Genomic DNA, 15,473 nt, shown 5'->3' with positions numbered 1-15,473 from the left:
GCTTGATCAACTAAGCTCTCTTCACCGAGCTGGCCCTCTGCCGGTTACTGAGACCGGTGCCGTCTTCGGCAACACCGGTCTCATGGCATTGAATTGGCGCGAACGCCAAAGTCTTGGCGAATGCGGGTCTAGATGAGCTTTTCCAGTGTGATGGGCAGATCGCGGACGCGTTTTCCCGTCGCGTGAAAGACGGCGTTGGCTATGGCCGGAGCAACGCCGACAATACCAACCTCACCCACACCCTTGCCACCCAACACAGAGGCATGCGGATCGGCAACACCGACCGAGATCACCTGGATGTCAGGAATGTCCGAATTGGTCGGCACAAGGTAATCGCCCATATTGTTGTTGATGGTCCGGCCGTTACGACCGTCGACGAGGCCCTCTTCCAACAACGCCTGACCGATGCCCATGATGATCCCGCCGCGCCACTGGCTTTCGACCAGTTTCGGATTGTAGAGCCGGCCGCAGTCGAACGCCGAGACCATGCGAGAGACCCGCACGGTTCCGAAATCCTCGTCGACCCGGACCTCGGCAAAGTGGGCACACCAGCTGTGCATGGAATAGTCGCCCGAAGTCGCCCCTTGCACGCTCGCCAAAGTCGTCCACGCCTTCTTGTGGTCCTCGGGACTTTGGCTTCCTTCAGCCAGCGTGTTGCGTCGGACCTCGATATGATCCCGATTGAGCGTCGCCATCAACTCGCGAAGCGTCATCGAAAGCCCTCCACTCCGCGGCACGGCAATCCGTCCCTCGCTCAAGGTCAGCGTGTTCGCACCAGTCTCGCGGAAGGGTGAGTTGGCATCGCTAAGCGCAAGCCCAATCAGCTCGTCGCGGGCAGCCATTGCTGTCTTGTGAACAGCACCGGTGATCGATCCCGCTAGCATCGAGCCGCCGGCGATCGCCGAGCCTGGCAATCTGGAATCGCCGAGATGAACCTCGATCTGCTCGACGGGAACGCCGAGCACTTCAGATACCGTCTGCGCCAGGATCGTATAAGTGCCCTGCCCCATGTCGATGGCGCCACTGACCACTTCGACGTGCCCGTTTGCGAGAATGCGGATAAGCGCTTCGCTTGGAGCCCGGATCACCGGGAAGGTACCACAACCGATGCCCCAGCCAATGAGCTGCCGGCCGTCACGCATCGACCGCGGCGCGTGGCTGCGCCGCGACCAACCAAAAGCCTCGGCGCCTTCGGTCAGGGCTTCACGCAACCGGCGTGTCGACCACGGCTTGCCGGACTGGTAATCGTGATCCGCATAGTTCTTCAGACGGATTTCGAGCGGGTCCATGCCGATCTTGTAAGCGAGTTCCTCGATGGCGCATTCGATGCCGTAGGCGCTGGGGTTTTTACCCGGCCCGCGTAAGGCGCCCGGAGTGACAGTGTTGACCGGGACGACCCGATGCTGCGACGAGAAATTCTCGACTTTGTAGAGGATCGGCGTCGCAGCGCCCGTCTGCTCCGGATAGTCAACATAGGTGGACGTTTCGCTGATCCCACGATGTATGATCGCCTGCAGCACACCGTCCTGCGTGGCACCAAGGGCGATCTTCTGACGGGTCGCGGCGCGACCGCCATAGCCTGTAAAATTCTGGGGGCGGGTGAGTGCGAGTTTCACGGGCCGTCCCAGTTTTTTCGCCGCCGCTGCAGCGACCGCACTATGGGCGAGCGCAGCACCTTTGGAACCGAACCCCCCGCCTATGAAGGGCGAGATCAACTGGACATTCTCAGCGGGAATGCCGAACCATTCTGAATAGGTGCGCGCCATGCCATGCGACCATTGGCTTGGCTCCCATACCGTCAATTGCTCGCCGTCCCATTTCACCGTCAGCCCGTGCGGCTCCATGGCGACGTGGTATTCGCGCGGCGTGCGATATTCGGCCTCGACCTGCACTGGCGCAGCCGCAAACGCGGATTCGGCATCCCCCCAGGCGGAGCTGAGATTTTCCATCAACTTGCCTTCGCCGGCATTTGGATCGTCAAGGCTTGCGACCGATGGCGTCTCCTCGTAGGCAACGTCGATCAGTTTGGCCGCCTCGGATGCCTGTTCGCGGCTTTCGGCGACCACGGCGACAATCGTCTGGCCGTTGAAGCGAACTTCGCGCGGCAACGGATGATAGGGCTGGTTTTCCGGGCGATTGCCGTACCAGTCGGACGCCGCCACGAGGCCGAGATCGTCTTCCGGCGTCAGGACCAAAAGGACGCCGGGCGCTGCCAGCGCCCGGGACGTATCGACCGCGACGACGCGGCCGGCCGGGATCGTGCTCTGCACTAGAACGGCATGCGCGAGCCCTTTGACGGGATATTCCAGCGCATAGGTCGCAGCGCCGGTGACCTTCATGCTGCCTTCGAAGCGGGATTGGCGGCCGCCGATCATACCGTCCGAGGCATCGCCGTGTTTGCGAGGTTCCATAATGGTCATTCAAGACCTCCAACTTTTAAGATGGCACGCGCGGTGCGAGTTCGGTTTGTAGTGATTGCCGCCGTGCAGGGAACAAGTTTGGGAGAGGTGACTTATGTTGCGAGCTGACATACGCCCCGACTAGCGGTACAAATTGTGGAGCGCCGAATAAATGGAGGCGCCTCCGTTTAGATTAGGGACTTGTGCGTCGACGTCAAGCCCTACCGCGCTTCGGGGATCGACAGAACCGGCAGACCGGCAAAAACGGCAGCCTGATCCGTATCCGCTCTTCGATGCAACGTCCATGTGCGTGGCTAATGTTGCGTATTGATTGATATTCGCACCGGTCATTTCCGCATAAGCCACAGCCCGCACGAATAAATAAAAAAATTTTGTAATAAATTCTTGCCGAACGGTTCACAGCAAACTTCGTTCGCAACAATCCTCCCCAACGAAACACTCGGAAATATAAGGACGCATCCCGTTTATATGCTGCAATTAGCCTCGCCGCAGTGAATTGAAGTAGATTCAGAGGCACTGATCATGAGACATTTGCGGATTGTCGCAATTTTGTTGTTAACGGCCATTGGTGGAATGAATGTCCCGGCTCTTGCTGAAGAGCCTTCAACCCCGCCCATCGAGCAGAGACCTGCCGGTGCTGAGAGGATGGAATCTCCGCCGGAATGGATGGGGCCGGAAAGAGGGCCATGCCCCGGTATTTTCCGCGGCCCTCGATTCGACGGCCATATGATGGCATTTGCAAACGGCATGCCCTTCCCACCGCCGCGCGAGCTGCCTGCCGATTTCCCTCGTGAGCCCGATCGCGCATTGGAGCTCGCAAGCAGACTATCGGCGATGGAGACGCTGATCGGCATCCATGTCGCCCAGCTCGATGCCTGGAGGGACTACACCGCGGCACTAACAGACTTTCTCGATTTTCCGAACCATGTGCCGTCAGGGCCCCTTTCAGAGACCGAAACGAAACCATCAGGTCTGGGTATCGACGCGAAGAAACCGCCCGAACTATTCGGCGACGAGATCGCCGATCGCATGCTGGACCGTGCAGTCAAGGCTCGTGTGCTGATAGATAAAGCGGCTGCACTTCGCACTGTTCTGACCGCTGATCAGCTCGAAAAGCTTGGAGACGCCGAACGATCGTTCGATCCAGGTCCTCGCAGGTTCCGTTAGAAGCCAAGGGGCTGCGCCCTCATGGGTAATCCATTCTACCTCCTTTCCATCCGACAGGGATCGCCCCCCGGACGCAGTTTGTCCGATCGTAGCCGGTTGGACGGAGCGGCCCGTGAAAGGGCTGCAAGGTCCGGGGCGCCACGCCCGGCATCCCCGGACCAATCCCTTCGAGGGTAGCTTCGACCTTCTCGGAGAAATCAGCTACGTTCTGCCCACCAACTCAGTGCTGCCGCAAATTGACTAGACCGTAGACCCATAAACCGGGTTTGTAAGCGGGAAGATGATGATTCAATGTGGCCCGATTTGGAAGCTTTGCCTGCCCCCCATCGCTTCGACCTGACTGATCTCGTGTGGGCGACTATTCAGGCCATAAAAGAGTGCGGACGCCGCCGGCTTTTGCAAGACTCGAGCAAAACGCCCGCCTCTGCGCTAGCACGTAGTCTCACAAGGCGGACTGACAGGACACAACCCATCGAGCAGACCGGCGCAGGCATCCACCAAGTCGCCGAAATGATGCAGCAGGATGTCGGGCGCGAGTTCAGCGGCCGGGATTTCGGTGTAGCCGAAGTCGACCAGGATCAGCGGCGTCCCGGCGGCCCGCGCGGCGCCAGCGTCGGTGGCAGCGTCCCCGACCATGACGGTGCGCGCCAGATTGCCCCCCACGGCCGCCACGGCCTCGATCAGGTGGGCGGGGTCGGGCTTGATCGCTGAGACGGCGTCAACGCCCACCACGCCGTCGAACAGTCCGGCCATGTCGAGCTTGGTCAATAAGTCACGCGACAGGTCGGTGGGCTTGTTGGTGCAAACGACCAGCTTGGCGCCGGCCGCCTTTAGGAGTTTCAGGGCATCGATCACGCCCGGAAACGGCCGGCTCTCATCTGCGATATGGGCGCTATAGTGGCTGATGAAGCGGCCGAAGAGGGCGGCGGCGCGGGCGGCCGGGTCTTGCGCGCCGGCGGCGGCAAGGCCCCACTGTAGCAGCCAGCGCGCGCCGCGGCTGATGAAGGGCCTACCCCGGTCGTAGGCCAGGGGCTCGAAGCCTTCCGCGATCAGGATTGCGTTCACGGCTCCGATCAGGTCGGGGGCCGATTCGACGAGGGTTCCGTCGAGGTCGAAAGCGATGGTCGCCCCGTCAAGGGCGGCAAGGTCGGTCACAGCGCAGGCTCCTCTCTAGGCCAAGGAATTCAGACAAACCAAATTGGCCTATAGGGCTATACACTTAGTCGAGCAATTCCCGTTCAAGATTCCTGGGCGTCGAAAAACGAAAAGCAACTGCCGCTGGAAGGCCTGCTTCAGCAACCGCCACTGCCGTGAACGCAACCTGATCGAACGGTTCTTCTCCCAGCTGAAGTATTCCTGCTTGTCGCCACCCGCTACGATGAGCTTGGCGTCATAGGACCGACCATCTGTTTCATAGGGGAAGCAGATCCGGCTTCGCCATTCATGTTGGGGGCGTCTGGCGAAGCCGGCATGCGGGTGACCAAAGCAGAAAGCTCAGGACCAGCAAAATCTACAGCAAGCATCCTCAGGAATATTTCCGAATGTTGCCAAAAGAGGGCATTTCGAGGAAATTTCTTGTCCAGACATTTCCAATAGAGCCAGCCTTGCTCAGATTTATCTAGCAAATCTTGCGATGCATTTATATATCGCACGGAGTTGATTGGGTTTTTGGAATTTCTGGCGACAGACATCACATGTACTTGGTGGAATTACAGTCGACATCGGTTTTTTGACTATTTACTCTCAGTTAATACACTACGCACCATGGTCGGTCTTCCGAAGAACGAAGCAACGATCAGGGCGTAAAAATGGTCAGCGCAATCTCTCAATCCGCAACAGGATCCCTGTTCAGTTCCGCATCCACAACCTCGTCGTCATCAGACGATGCCGCAAAGATACAGGCACAGATCGCAGCAAAGAAAGCAGAGCTTGCCGATACCAAAGATCCTGACGAGGCTGAGACGCTCCAAAAGGACCTCGCCGCGTTGGAGACAAAACTGACCAAGTTGGAAAAGTCCGCCAACGGTCAATCCAGTGCAGCCGGTCAATCTGCCAAGTCTGGCACTGCTTCGAACTTCAGCTCCGAATCCGGCTCCTCGAAGAGCAAGCCGCAATCATCGCTTTCGGGCGAAAGTGATCGCATTGGCGCCACGAATTTCGACGGGGATACCGCGTTCGGAGACCGGACGGCCTACGTTTGACAATCGGCGCCAGGCTGAAACAGGCGCCCGGTGTTGGATAGGGACGGTTCTTCAACCAGCGGCAATTTTGTCGACTTGGCTATTGAATGAGACCACCTGCTCCAGACCCTTCGGCTGCCGATTGCGCACGATGATCTCCCCTTCGAACCTGGAAACGATCTCCTTGGCAATGGCCATTCCAAGGCCTGCCCCCGGGAAAGACCGCTGTCGTGCGATATCAATCCGAAAAAAGGGTTCGAACACTTGGCTCAGGCGCTCTTCGGGAATGCCAGGCCCCGTGTCGACAATTCTGACCACCGCCTTGTCGCCGCGGCGAGTGATGGTAACGATTGCCGATTCCCCATGCGTTGCAGCGTTGATCAAAAGGTTGCGCAGAGCGCGCGTGACCGCCAGGGGACCTGCAGAAATTGTCACGGGCTGCAACTCGCCGGTTCCGATATCCATGCCCATCGTCGTCAGCTCCGCCACGATGTTTGCAACGATCGTATCCAGCTTTACGCATTGCAGGCCGTCCGTGGAAATTTCCTCACGCACCAATCCGATGGCGCTATCGGCGATCGTGTCGAGTTCTTCAAGGTCGGCGAGCCATTTCAGCCGATCTTCTTCATCCTTGATGAATTCAGCCCGCAATCGCATGCGCGTCATGGGCGTTCTAAGATCATGTCCGGCGGCTGCGACCAGCCGCATCCGGCTTTCCGTCGCAGCCTTCACTCTCGCCGATAGTTTGTTGAGAGCCCGTGCGGTGACGCGAATTTCACCCGGCCCGGTTTCCGGAACGTGCGGGAGCGTCCCATCCGGGCCGATCTCGGCCGACGCCCGCTCAAGCAGGCGAAGCGGCTTCATGATCTTCGATGCGGCGAATATGGAAATCAACACACTTCCCGTAATGATGAGGCCGAGCCATCCCGCCAGAACCTTCCATCCTCCGGGTGGCGGGCCGAGTTCCGGCATCGGCATCACCATCCAATTGCCGTCGGGAAGCCTGAGAGAGGCCGTTGTGACACCGGTCGATTGGCGCGATACCGTCGCTTCCCGAGGGTCGCCGGTTCGGCGAAGGCTTTCCATCAGAAATCCGGAGAGTCGTTCATCGCTGGGCCCGTCCGCCGGAACGGCAGCAATGTCCACGCCAGCAGAGATCGCCGCAGCCTTGTCGTCCCCGGCAAGTTTCGCGAGTATGGATAGCTGGCGCGCCAACGGCTCCATGGTTGTTTCCGGCCGGGGGCCTCGCATCACCAGACTTGCCGCAAAAGACGACGTGATAACCACCAGAACAATGGCCGTGAGCAAGAGCAGCGCCAGGCGCGCGCCTAGGGACTTCATGGATCGCCCTTAACAGCCGTCACCGGAACAACGAGCTGATATCCGCTGTTCCGGATCGTTCTGAATACTGGATCGTCGACCGTCTCCCCCAGCTTGCGGCGTAATCGGCTCATCAGCACGTCGATCGAACGATCGGCCGGATCGCGATCACGCCCCTGCGTCAAGTCGAGCAATTGATCTCGGGACAATAGCCGACCGGCCCGTTCGAGAAAGGCCTTGAGCAGATCAAATTCGGCACCGGTCAATGAAATAACCTCGCCGCTGTCCCTGGTGACGCGGCGAAGCTGCGGATCGAGCGTCATCTCGGCAAAATGAAAGCGGCGCTGCTCCGGCTCTGGAGACGAATCCTCATTTATTCGGCGCAGGACCGCCCGAATACGCGCCGCCAGCTCTCGCGGATTGAACGGCTTGCCGAGATAGTCGTCAGCGCCGATCTCAAGCCCCAGGATCCGATCGATATCTTCCTTCAGAGCGGTCAGCAGAATGACCGGGATGCGAGGACGACGGTTTCGCAGATCGCGGCAAAGATCAAGGCCAGATCCATCGGGCAGCATCACATCCAAAACGAGGAGATCCGGGGTGCGCCGATTGAGGGCTTCATTGCAGCCGCGAAGGTTGCTTGCCGTCGAGACGCGAAAGCCCTGCTCCTCGAGATATCGGCTCAGAAGCGCGCGAATTTCATGGTCGTCATCGACAATCAAGACGTCAGACGCAGCGGTCACAGTCATAAGCATCATTCCATTTCTGCAGACTTTTATACAAACGCCTCTCCAAAAGAAGGTTTTTCGCAGGCGAAACCAGCAAAAACGCGCCTCGGAAACATTGGTTTACAAAAATCCTTGCCGTGGAAACGTCGAGCAAAAAACTGGGCCGCTTGAACGCGCCAGGCAGGTCTCGTCGGCGGCGATGATCCCGGTCGAGCGAAGGCCTGACCGGCAACTGCATCAAGCGCGATTCCAACCGTTTGACAAAGGACAACTGTTGCCGGATCGTGAATGCGAGACGTCTGAAATAACAGACGTCGCGTGAGCCAGCCACAGCAACACGGCCCGGGAGTTCGAAGCCAAACATAGTCTGCACGAATCTGGGAGGAAAACGTGAACGATCATGTCTATAAGAAAGTGGAACTTATCGGCAGTTCCAAGACCTCGGTGACCGACGCGATCGAAAAGGCGCTTTCGCGCGCCTCGAAGACCATGAGGAACCTCGAATGGTTCGAGGTGGATCAAATCAGGGGGCACATCAAGGATGGCGCGGTCGCGCATTATCAGGTGGTGATGAAGGTTGGATTTCGGATCGACGATTGATCCTTGAGCGGTTCGTTCTTCCTGCGCACGAACTAGTCCGGGGGCGAGCGCTCGCGCCCCGACGCATGCGCGTTTGTGAGCTTCTAACACCGTGATTATCACAGCAAACGACTGATATAGGCGCCAAGGCTAGGGCATATTCTCGCCTTCGCTCACAGACAGATGTTGTCGACCACCATCGACAAGCAAGATAGAAGAGGTCTGAACGGCAACAAGGTATGTGGAAATGTCCTCACCCCGATCAGTTTATCATTTCAACTCCGCCATCGTTCGCGAGCCATCGCACTCGGTCGTCGACGGCCTGCGTGTCGGGGAGCACGCCAGCCCGACCTATGAGGGCGTGAAGCTGGAACATGATGCCTACATCGCCGCAATGCGCCAAGCTGGCGTCCAGGTGACCATCCTGCCGGCACTTGAGGCCTTCCCGGACTCCGTCTTCGTCGAGGATCCCGCCCTCGTATTCACCGAAGGTGCGATCTTGCTTCGTCCTGGTGCGGCAAGCCGCGCTGGCGAGGCAGCGGCAATCGTGCCTGCCTTGCGCGACACGTTCGAGACCGTCCTCGATCTCCCTGGTCATGGATACGTGGACGGCGGCGATGTCCTGACGACGCCGAATAGCGTTATGATTGGCCTTTCAGCACGAACCGACAAGGCGGGCGCCGAGGCTCTCGCTGTCTGTATCGACAAGCTCGGCCGCAAAGCCAGGCTGGTTGCCACGCCGGAAGGCGTGCTTCATTTCAAGACCGACTGCTCGCTGCTGGACGACGAAACCGTACTCTCGACCGCCCGCCTCGCACGCTCCGGCGTCTTCAAGGATTTCAGACACATCATCATTCCGGACGGCGAAGAGCAGGCTGCGAATGCACTGCGCGTCAATGACGTCCTCATGGTCCCTTCCGATTATCCGCGTACGATCGAGATGCTCGATAAACTCGACTACAGGATCGTGCCGATGAAGACCGCGGAAATCGGCCGGATCGATGCAGGTCTCTCCTGCTTGTCGCTACGCTGGTACCGCGATGGCGAATAGCCTCGATCGGAATTCGAGCGGCCCTGACGCGGCAATCGGATCCTAGGGCACCAGCACGATCTTTCCGCTGACGGTACGATCTTCGAACGCCTCATGCACACGCCAAGCCTCGTGAAGCGGAAATTGTCCGCCTTTCAGGACGCTGATTTGACCGTTGGCAGCAAGCTCATAGAGTTTTGTAAGGTCGGTCCTGATGTTTTCCGGAGAAAGCAGGGGCAGTAGGGCAAACCCTGTTAGCGATTGGTTCTTTAGAACCAATTGATCTAAGTCGATCTTGTCGAGATCGAAACGCCCGAGTGCGGCAAAGACCAATTCGCCGCCCGGCGCGAGCGCTCCCAACGCCGCCTTCGTCATCGCGCCGCCGACGGTGTCGTAAAGGAGATCGACGCCGAGGCCATCGGTCTGCGCCCTGACGGCATCGGGCCAGTCACTTCCGCTGTAGTCGATCGCCAGATCGGCGCCCAGCGAAAGGGCGAATTCACGTTTCCCCTTGGTGCTCGCTGCGGCGATCACCAGCCCAGCGCCTTCGCGCTTCGCCAACTGCACGAGCAACGAACCGACGCCCCCCGCGGCTGCGGTGATGAGAACCCTCTTGTCTTTCACACCACTGCGCCGCGTCATGTGCAGGGCCGTCAGGCCCTGGACCATCAATGCAACGGCATCGTCAAAGCCGATTTGATCCGGCAGGCAGATTAACGAAGCGGCGTCGACCGCGACGAACTCCGCATAGCCTCCGGCGCGTCCAAGAACAAATAGCGGAACACCGACGCGAGCGCCGACCAAGGCCGGATCGGCCCCGGCCCCGATCCGCTCGACGATGCCGGCTACTTCGACACCTGGGGCCATCGGCAGCTCCGGCTTGACGGCGTAGCGGTCGGCCCGCATCAGCACTTCGAAATAGTTGATGCCGGCGGCGTGTACCCGCACCAGCGCCTCGCCCGGCGCCAACTCCGGAACGGGTATCTCGACGACTTGCAGGACATCCGGCGAACCAAAGCAGCTGAATTGAACGGCTTTCATGGCAGACCTCACGTTGAAATACGGTGAGGCACGGTCTAGCTGTAGACTCCACGCCAAAATACACACTCTTTCGTTCCATACCCACCAGGAGGTGACCATGGCGGATCCGACGAAAAGACTGCCGAAACTGCCGGTCGAACGTGCGCTGAAAGTCATCGCTGGCCGCTGGAAACCGGTCATTCTCTACTATGTGTTCGACGGACCGAAACGCCTTTCGGAGCTGAAGCGCATGATGCCCGACATCACGCAGAAGGTTCTGATCCAGCAGTTGCGAGAGATGGAAGAACATGGGCTCGTCCGGCGACAGGTCTTCGCCGAGGTCCCCGCCCGCGTGGAATACACGGCAACGGACCTCGGGCTGGGTCTGGAGCCGGTGCTCCTGGCGCTCTGCCAATGGGGTCAGCGCCATGCGGAAGAACAGAACGAGCTCGACGAGTTGGCCGATTGCATTGTCCATCCACGGTCGAACAGGGCCCGCACAATGACCGCAGCCTGACTGCGATATAAGTCGCTATCGCCCGTTCACTGGCAATCGACTTCAACGGGTAACGCCCGCCAAGTCTCAGGCGATCCGCAGAAGTTCAGATCGCGCGATGCGCCAGCTTGATCAGTCCATATCCGGCTCCAGAGCCAGGACCCTATACACCAAACGAGGTAGTATCACGCCAGCTATTTTCAATTGACAGAATTGGTAACAGGAGCAGGCTGGATCAGTAACTAGCAGAAGGAAGAGGCTGAGTGGGTCTATTATCCCGGATATGGCTACCAGTGGGTCGATCCGCAGATACAGGCCTACCGCAACTATCAGCAGCAGGTTTACATTCAGCAGCAGATCTATCAGCAGCCGCTTTCAGCGCGCCGAAGCTACAACAATCCGAATTGCGGTGGAGATTTGTATTGTGGCACGGGATCGGCCGTCGGGACCGGTGGATATAGCGGGTACGCTGGGTACAGCGGTGGCCACGCGAACGGCAACAGTCGGAGGAGGTGGATATTCCGGCGGGTCGTCGTCGGACTGCGATTGGAGTTTGGGAGCTTGCTCCACCAAATAAGTGAAACGTTCAAGGTTGTGGGCGTGAGAGTGCATCATTGGCATCGGCCTGGAAGTGGTCATGCGACCCGTCGCCACTGCAATGGCGGGGCGAAGGCCGATCGGTCCAGGTGAACCGACGGGAGTGAACAGTTGAGCCCGCTTTTGAAAGAGATACGCGACAGCCCTATGCTATGGTTGCTGGTGGCTGTGCCGGTGGTGTTCGTTACTGCGGCATTGGCCCCCGAAGCGCACACGGCGCTCTTTATCCTGTCAGTGCTTGCCATTGTGCCGTTGGCGGGGTTGTTAAGTCACGCCACCGAATCCGTTGCCGCCAAAACAGGTGACGCCGCCGGTGGGCTGCTCAATGCAACCCTTGGAAATCTCACCGAGCTGGTCATCGCCCTGGCTGCCCTGCGCGCTGGGCAATATACGTTGGTGAAGGCATCCATCGCCGGCGCGATCGTCACCAACACGCTGTTCATGCTGGGGGCCTCGTTTCTGCTTGGCGGGCTCAAATACCACCTGCAGGAGTTCAACCGAGCCAGCGCACGTCTTCAATCGGGCCTGCTTTTTCTGGCCACAGTCGCCCTGCTGATGCCTTCGGCGGTTGCCGAAATCGACTCGACATCGGCTGCGGCAGTCACCCAAACACTCAGCCTTGGCCTGGCCGTTCTGCTCATCGTCGGATACGGACTAGGGCTGTTGTTCACTCTCAGGACCCACCGCGAAGTTTTCTCCGGAGCGGAGCACGCCCAAGCGGACGAAGCACCGTGGCCGATCGGCCTGGCCCTGGCCACGCTTGCCGGTGTGACCATACTGGTGGCCCTGGTGAGCGAGATCTTTGTCGAGTCCGTGCAACAGGCGGCCGAAGCTTTCGGAATGACCCCTGCCTTTGTCGGTTTCATCGTCGTCGCCCTGGTTGGCGGCGCCGCCGAAATGGCCTCTGCGTTTTCCGGCGCACGCAAGAACAGGCTCGACCTGAGCGTGGGTATTGCGCTGGGGAGCGCTTCCCAGATCGCGTTGTTCGTTGCACCCGTCCTGGTCTTGCTGAGCTATCTGATCGGCCCGTCGCCGATGGATCTGCAGTTCTGGCCTGGCGCCGTGGTGATGGTGCTGCTTGCGACCGTTACCGCAATGTTCGTCACCAACAGCGGTCGATCGGCATGGTTCGTCGGCGTGTTGGCGTTGATGGTTTATACGATCTTCGCCATGACGCTTTATATCTTGCCCCCGACAGTGCGGTGAAGTCGACCGGCGATAGCCTCTGCCTGGGGCAAGGCCATCACCTGCAGCAAATAGAGGACGGTAGGGATGCACTACCGCCTGTTGACGGCCGGATAAGGACCCCCGAAATGTTGCTGGTCTAACCCTCCACGGCTTTGCCGACACTGACCCGCAGAAAGGTTGAAAGTCGTGCCAGGAAAAACAGGCAACAAGCGGCGCTCGAGGCAAATGAGGCGCCTGTTCTTCATCGCGCTCGTCCAGCAGGTCCGCGTGGTCTGGCCAATCCTATCCGGGATCGTCTCGGTCATGGTCGTATCCGGGCTTGCAATTTGGCGCATAGAGAACTGGCGGATCGACGAAGCCCTCTATTTCACCTTCGTGACAGGACTTACCATCGGCTATGGCGACCTTACGCCCAAACATGTCGCGGCGCGGGTGCTGGCATTGGTGATCGGTTTTGCGGGCATTGTGCTGACTGGCCTCGTTGCAGCCGTCGCCGTGAAGGCCCTGAGCGCGTCCGACCGGGACAACACGGAATAACAAATCCCAAGGAAAAGTTTGGAGCACCAAGGGGACAATCCCTTAGTGAACAGTAGCCTTCCGCTTGCGGCGCAACTGGCACGTTCCGAGGTCCAGGCGCCTCGTCCGTCTGTTTCTGGAATCAACTATCGAGAATCAGTTCCGCGCTTTCCGTGACATAGGGGACATAACGATAGTCGCGGATCGACGTGATCTGCCCATCCCGCCATTCTATCCGCATGAAGTGGTTCGGCTTCGGCGCTGGACCATTTTCGAACACGGCGATCACCTCCTGACCTTCGAGCCATGCGGCGGCGAGGTGAATTGCTGTGTTGCGGCCGTAGATGGTGAAGAACATGCCGACGTCGGCGCCTGATCGGACCGCATGGGTGGCCTGATACAGTTTGACGTCGCTGGCAAGGAGTGCCCGAAGGCTCTCCCAGTCACGCCGATTGAAAAGCTCGACATAGCGCAGGTTTGCCGCCGAGTGCGCCCGGTTGGCGGAAAATTTCGGCGCCCGGGCGTTGATCTCCTTTAGTCGCGTTCGTCCTCGAGCGAGATGCCCCTTCACCGCGTCAACACTAATTTCGAGAAGACTTGCAATGTCGTCGAGCGGTTGGTCGAGTACGTCCTTCAGGATGACGACGCTCCGCTGAACCGTCGGAAGTTCGACAAACCGCGATACGGCCGTTGTGACCGCTTCCTGACGCATCAGTCTCTCCAAGGGATCTGGAGTATCGCTGTCGGGCATCTCCGATGCCGCCTCCAACGGTTCGGCTGCCCTTAAAGCGCGACTGCGCAGAAGATCGAGCGCGCGGTTATGGGCGATACGAAACAACCAGGCGCGCAAAGCTGCCTTTGCTTTCAAGGTTTCAAGGGTCTGATAGGCTTTTACCATTGCCTCCTGCACCACGTCCTCGCCATCGATGACCGAACCGGTCAGGCGCGCGCAATAGCGATGAAGCTCAGGCCGGATCTCGCTGGCCATGGCAAGAAAGCTTTCCTGGTCGACGCTTTCGGTTCGCTTCTGGTTCATGCCGCCTCTTCTTCCAAAACGGTAACGCCCGTATCACCTCTAATCCCAATTGCGAGCGCTGAATCATATGTCGCGTCGGTGAGAACTTGAACGACGTGATTGCCGAAGTGGCGCGGCGGCATAGCGGGGTAGCGAGCGAGAAAGGCGTCCTGCTCTATTCCCATAGCTTGGGCGTAGGCGCTGGAACCAGCCCCACCGACACCCGTTCCCCCGACCATCTGCTTGGGCACGATCGCCTGGAAGCGAATGCCAAGGCCTTTCTGTTCGGATAGGCCATTGGCGTATTTGGCCATCAGCCACAGCATCCGTTTGGCACCCCCGTAGCCACCGGACATGGGCGACCCCTGTTGCGCCGCGCCGCTCGAGCTCACCAGTACCCGGCTGCCGGGAGCAAGCGGAAGGTTCAACGCAGCCTGCATCCAGTAAAGGCCACCCTTGACGTCCGTGTCCCAGGTCGCCGTGAACTCTTCCCAGCTGGTACGATCGAACCGCGCCATACGCGGCACCGCCCCGGCATTGAGAACCAGCACCTCCGGGCGCACATCCGAGAGGAGGCGGTTTGCGGCTGACGCGTCGGTGATGTCGGCCGAGGCCGTCTCCACCCCCAATCGTGCCCGCAGCTTTTCGAGATCGGCGGCGTCACGCGCCACCACCCAGACTTTGGCCCCCTCATCGACGAGAGCTTCCACCAGTCCCAATCCGAGGCCACGGGTTCCGCCAGTGACCACTACGCGCTTGTTCTTCATGCTCATCACGTTCTCCTTCCCGATCCTAAAGCTAGGACGGATGAGACCTGGCAAAAGAGTCAGACAAAATATGCCTCAGCGAACGAAAGTGGACACGGCGGTATCGGCCAGCCAATGCAGCCCGCCGCTGTCGCACGGATGTCTGCTTTCCACCTGTCGACGCCGATTGCTCATTCTGCCCGAAATAGCTTGAAGTCGGTAAAGAGGTGATCGGAAGCCTTCCCGACCTGCGGCCTTCCATACCGCGACGGGCGCTGCCGGCTACTGCGACGACACTCTGACGGCAGCCATCTGGCAAGGCGAACCTGCACGTCAACACAATCAAATTTGGAATAATATTCCACTCTCGTTATGAGTGGCTAGCATATTGCAATTTCCCTGCGACCAAAAGTAGCCTTATAATCCACTATATTAGTCGATTACGCTCGAGCCTATACAACGGGAATATGA

The 15,473-nt window shown here is 59.1% G+C and carries 14 protein-coding genes and 1 pseudogene; 8 read left to right on the top strand and 7 right to left on the bottom strand.

What is annotated here, in order from left to right; genetic code table 11:
- Positions 1-128: 128 nt before the first annotated feature.
- Positions 129-2,420, bottom strand: coding sequence for a xanthine dehydrogenase family protein molybdopterin-binding subunit (locus FHT86_RS15110; protein WP_133707610.1), 2,292 nt, complete (start codon positions 2,418-2,420; stop codon positions 129-131).
- A gap of 726 nt (positions 2,421-3,146) precedes the next feature.
- Between FHT86_RS15110 and FHT86_RS15105 the strand changes: the two genes are divergently transcribed.
- Positions 3,147-3,587: a hypothetical protein gene (locus FHT86_RS15105; protein ID WP_246779516.1), complete on the top strand. Its 441-nt coding sequence runs from the start codon at positions 3,147-3,149 to the stop codon at positions 3,585-3,587.
- Between the two features lie 429 nt (positions 3,588-4,016).
- Here the strand turns inward: FHT86_RS15105 and gph are convergent, their stop codons facing one another.
- Positions 4,017-4,742 (bottom strand): phosphoglycolate phosphatase, encoded by a 726-nt coding sequence (gph, locus tag FHT86_RS15100; protein WP_133707608.1) that lies wholly within the window; start codon positions 4,740-4,742, stop codon positions 4,017-4,019.
- Positions 4,743-4,851: 109 nt separating this feature from the next.
- Between gph and FHT86_RS15095 the strand changes: the two are divergent.
- Both FHT86_RS15095 and FHT86_RS37675 read left to right on the top strand, forming a co-directional pair.
- Positions 4,852-4,973 (top strand): annotated as a pseudogene (locus FHT86_RS15095) (IS5/IS1182 family transposase); the annotation flags it as partial.
- A 422-nt stretch (positions 4,974-5,395) separates the two neighbouring features.
- Positions 5,396-5,788 carry a hypothetical protein gene (locus FHT86_RS37675; RefSeq protein ID WP_133707607.1) on the top strand — a complete coding sequence of 131 codons (393 nt, stop codon included), beginning with the start codon at positions 5,396-5,398 and terminating at the stop codon, positions 5,786-5,788.
- A gap of 51 nt (positions 5,789-5,839) precedes the next feature.
- On the opposite strand, the gene FHT86_RS15090 is transcribed toward FHT86_RS37675, so the two are convergent.
- Both FHT86_RS15090 and FHT86_RS15085 read right to left on the bottom strand, forming a co-directional pair.
- The gene (locus tag FHT86_RS15090; protein WP_133707606.1) at positions 5,840-7,108 is read right to left on the bottom strand and encodes an ATP-binding protein; all 1,269 of its coding nucleotides are present in this window, start codon (positions 7,106-7,108) and stop codon (positions 5,840-5,842) included.
- A complete protein-coding gene (locus tag FHT86_RS15085) occupies positions 7,105-7,836 on the bottom strand; it encodes a response regulator (protein WP_133707605.1) in 732 nt (243 codons plus the stop codon). The genes FHT86_RS15090 and FHT86_RS15085 overlap by 4 nt, the downstream gene beginning before the upstream one ends.
- Positions 7,837-8,205: 369 nt before the next feature.
- Between FHT86_RS15085 and FHT86_RS15080 the strand changes: the two genes are divergently transcribed.
- Together FHT86_RS15080 and FHT86_RS15075 are read left to right on the top strand one after the other, a co-directional pair.
- The gene (locus FHT86_RS15080) at positions 8,206-8,415 is read left to right on the top strand and encodes a dodecin (protein WP_133707604.1); all 210 of its coding nucleotides are present in this window, start codon (positions 8,206-8,208) and stop codon (positions 8,413-8,415) included.
- A 226-nt stretch (positions 8,416-8,641) separates the two neighbouring features.
- A complete protein-coding gene (locus FHT86_RS15075) occupies positions 8,642-9,445 on the top strand; it encodes an arginine deiminase family protein (protein ID WP_133707603.1) in 804 nt (267 codons plus the stop codon).
- Positions 9,446-9,487: 42 nt separating this feature from the next.
- Here the strand turns inward: FHT86_RS15075 and FHT86_RS15070 are convergent, their stop codons facing one another.
- Positions 9,488-10,465, bottom strand: coding sequence for a zinc-binding alcohol dehydrogenase family protein (locus tag FHT86_RS15070; protein WP_133707602.1), 978 nt, complete (start codon positions 10,463-10,465; stop codon positions 9,488-9,490).
- A gap of 97 nt (positions 10,466-10,562) precedes the next feature.
- Here FHT86_RS15070 and FHT86_RS15065 point away from each other — a divergent pair, with 97 nt between their 5' ends.
- The 3 genes from FHT86_RS15065 (at position 10,563) to FHT86_RS15055 (ending at position 13,262) form a co-directional block, all read left to right on the top strand.
- Positions 10,563-10,961 carry a helix-turn-helix domain-containing protein gene (locus FHT86_RS15065; RefSeq protein WP_133707601.1) on the top strand — a complete coding sequence of 133 codons (399 nt, stop codon included), beginning with the start codon at positions 10,563-10,565 and terminating at the stop codon, positions 10,959-10,961.
- A gap of 687 nt (positions 10,962-11,648) precedes the next feature.
- Entirely contained in the window at positions 11,649-12,743 is a 1,095-nt protein-coding gene (cax, locus tag FHT86_RS15060; RefSeq protein ID WP_133707600.1) for a calcium/proton exchanger, read from the top strand.
- Between the two features lie 207 nt (positions 12,744-12,950).
- On the top strand, positions 12,951-13,262 hold the full coding sequence (locus FHT86_RS15055; protein WP_183868811.1) for a potassium channel family protein: 312 nt from the start codon (positions 12,951-12,953) through the stop codon (positions 13,260-13,262).
- A gap of 121 nt (positions 13,263-13,383) precedes the next feature.
- Here FHT86_RS15055 and FHT86_RS15050 read toward each other — a convergent pair whose 3' ends face one another.
- Together FHT86_RS15050 and FHT86_RS15045 are read right to left on the bottom strand one after the other, a co-directional pair.
- Positions 13,384-14,277, bottom strand: coding sequence for a sigma-70 family RNA polymerase sigma factor (locus FHT86_RS15050; RefSeq protein ID WP_133707598.1), 894 nt, complete (start codon positions 14,275-14,277; stop codon positions 13,384-13,386).
- Positions 14,274-15,029, bottom strand: a complete 756-nt coding sequence (locus FHT86_RS15045; RefSeq protein WP_133707597.1) for an SDR family NAD(P)-dependent oxidoreductase — start codon at positions 15,027-15,029, stop codon at positions 14,274-14,276. Before FHT86_RS15045 ends, FHT86_RS15050 begins: the two co-directional genes overlap by 4 nt.
- Positions 15,030-15,473 lie beyond the last annotated feature (444 nt).

It is taken from the genome of Rhizobium sp. BK313 (assembly GCF_014193655.1).
Taxonomy (GTDB): Bacteria; Pseudomonadota; Alphaproteobacteria; order Rhizobiales; family Rhizobiaceae; genus Rhizobium.
This window is presented reverse-complemented; position numbering and strand designations above follow the sequence as displayed.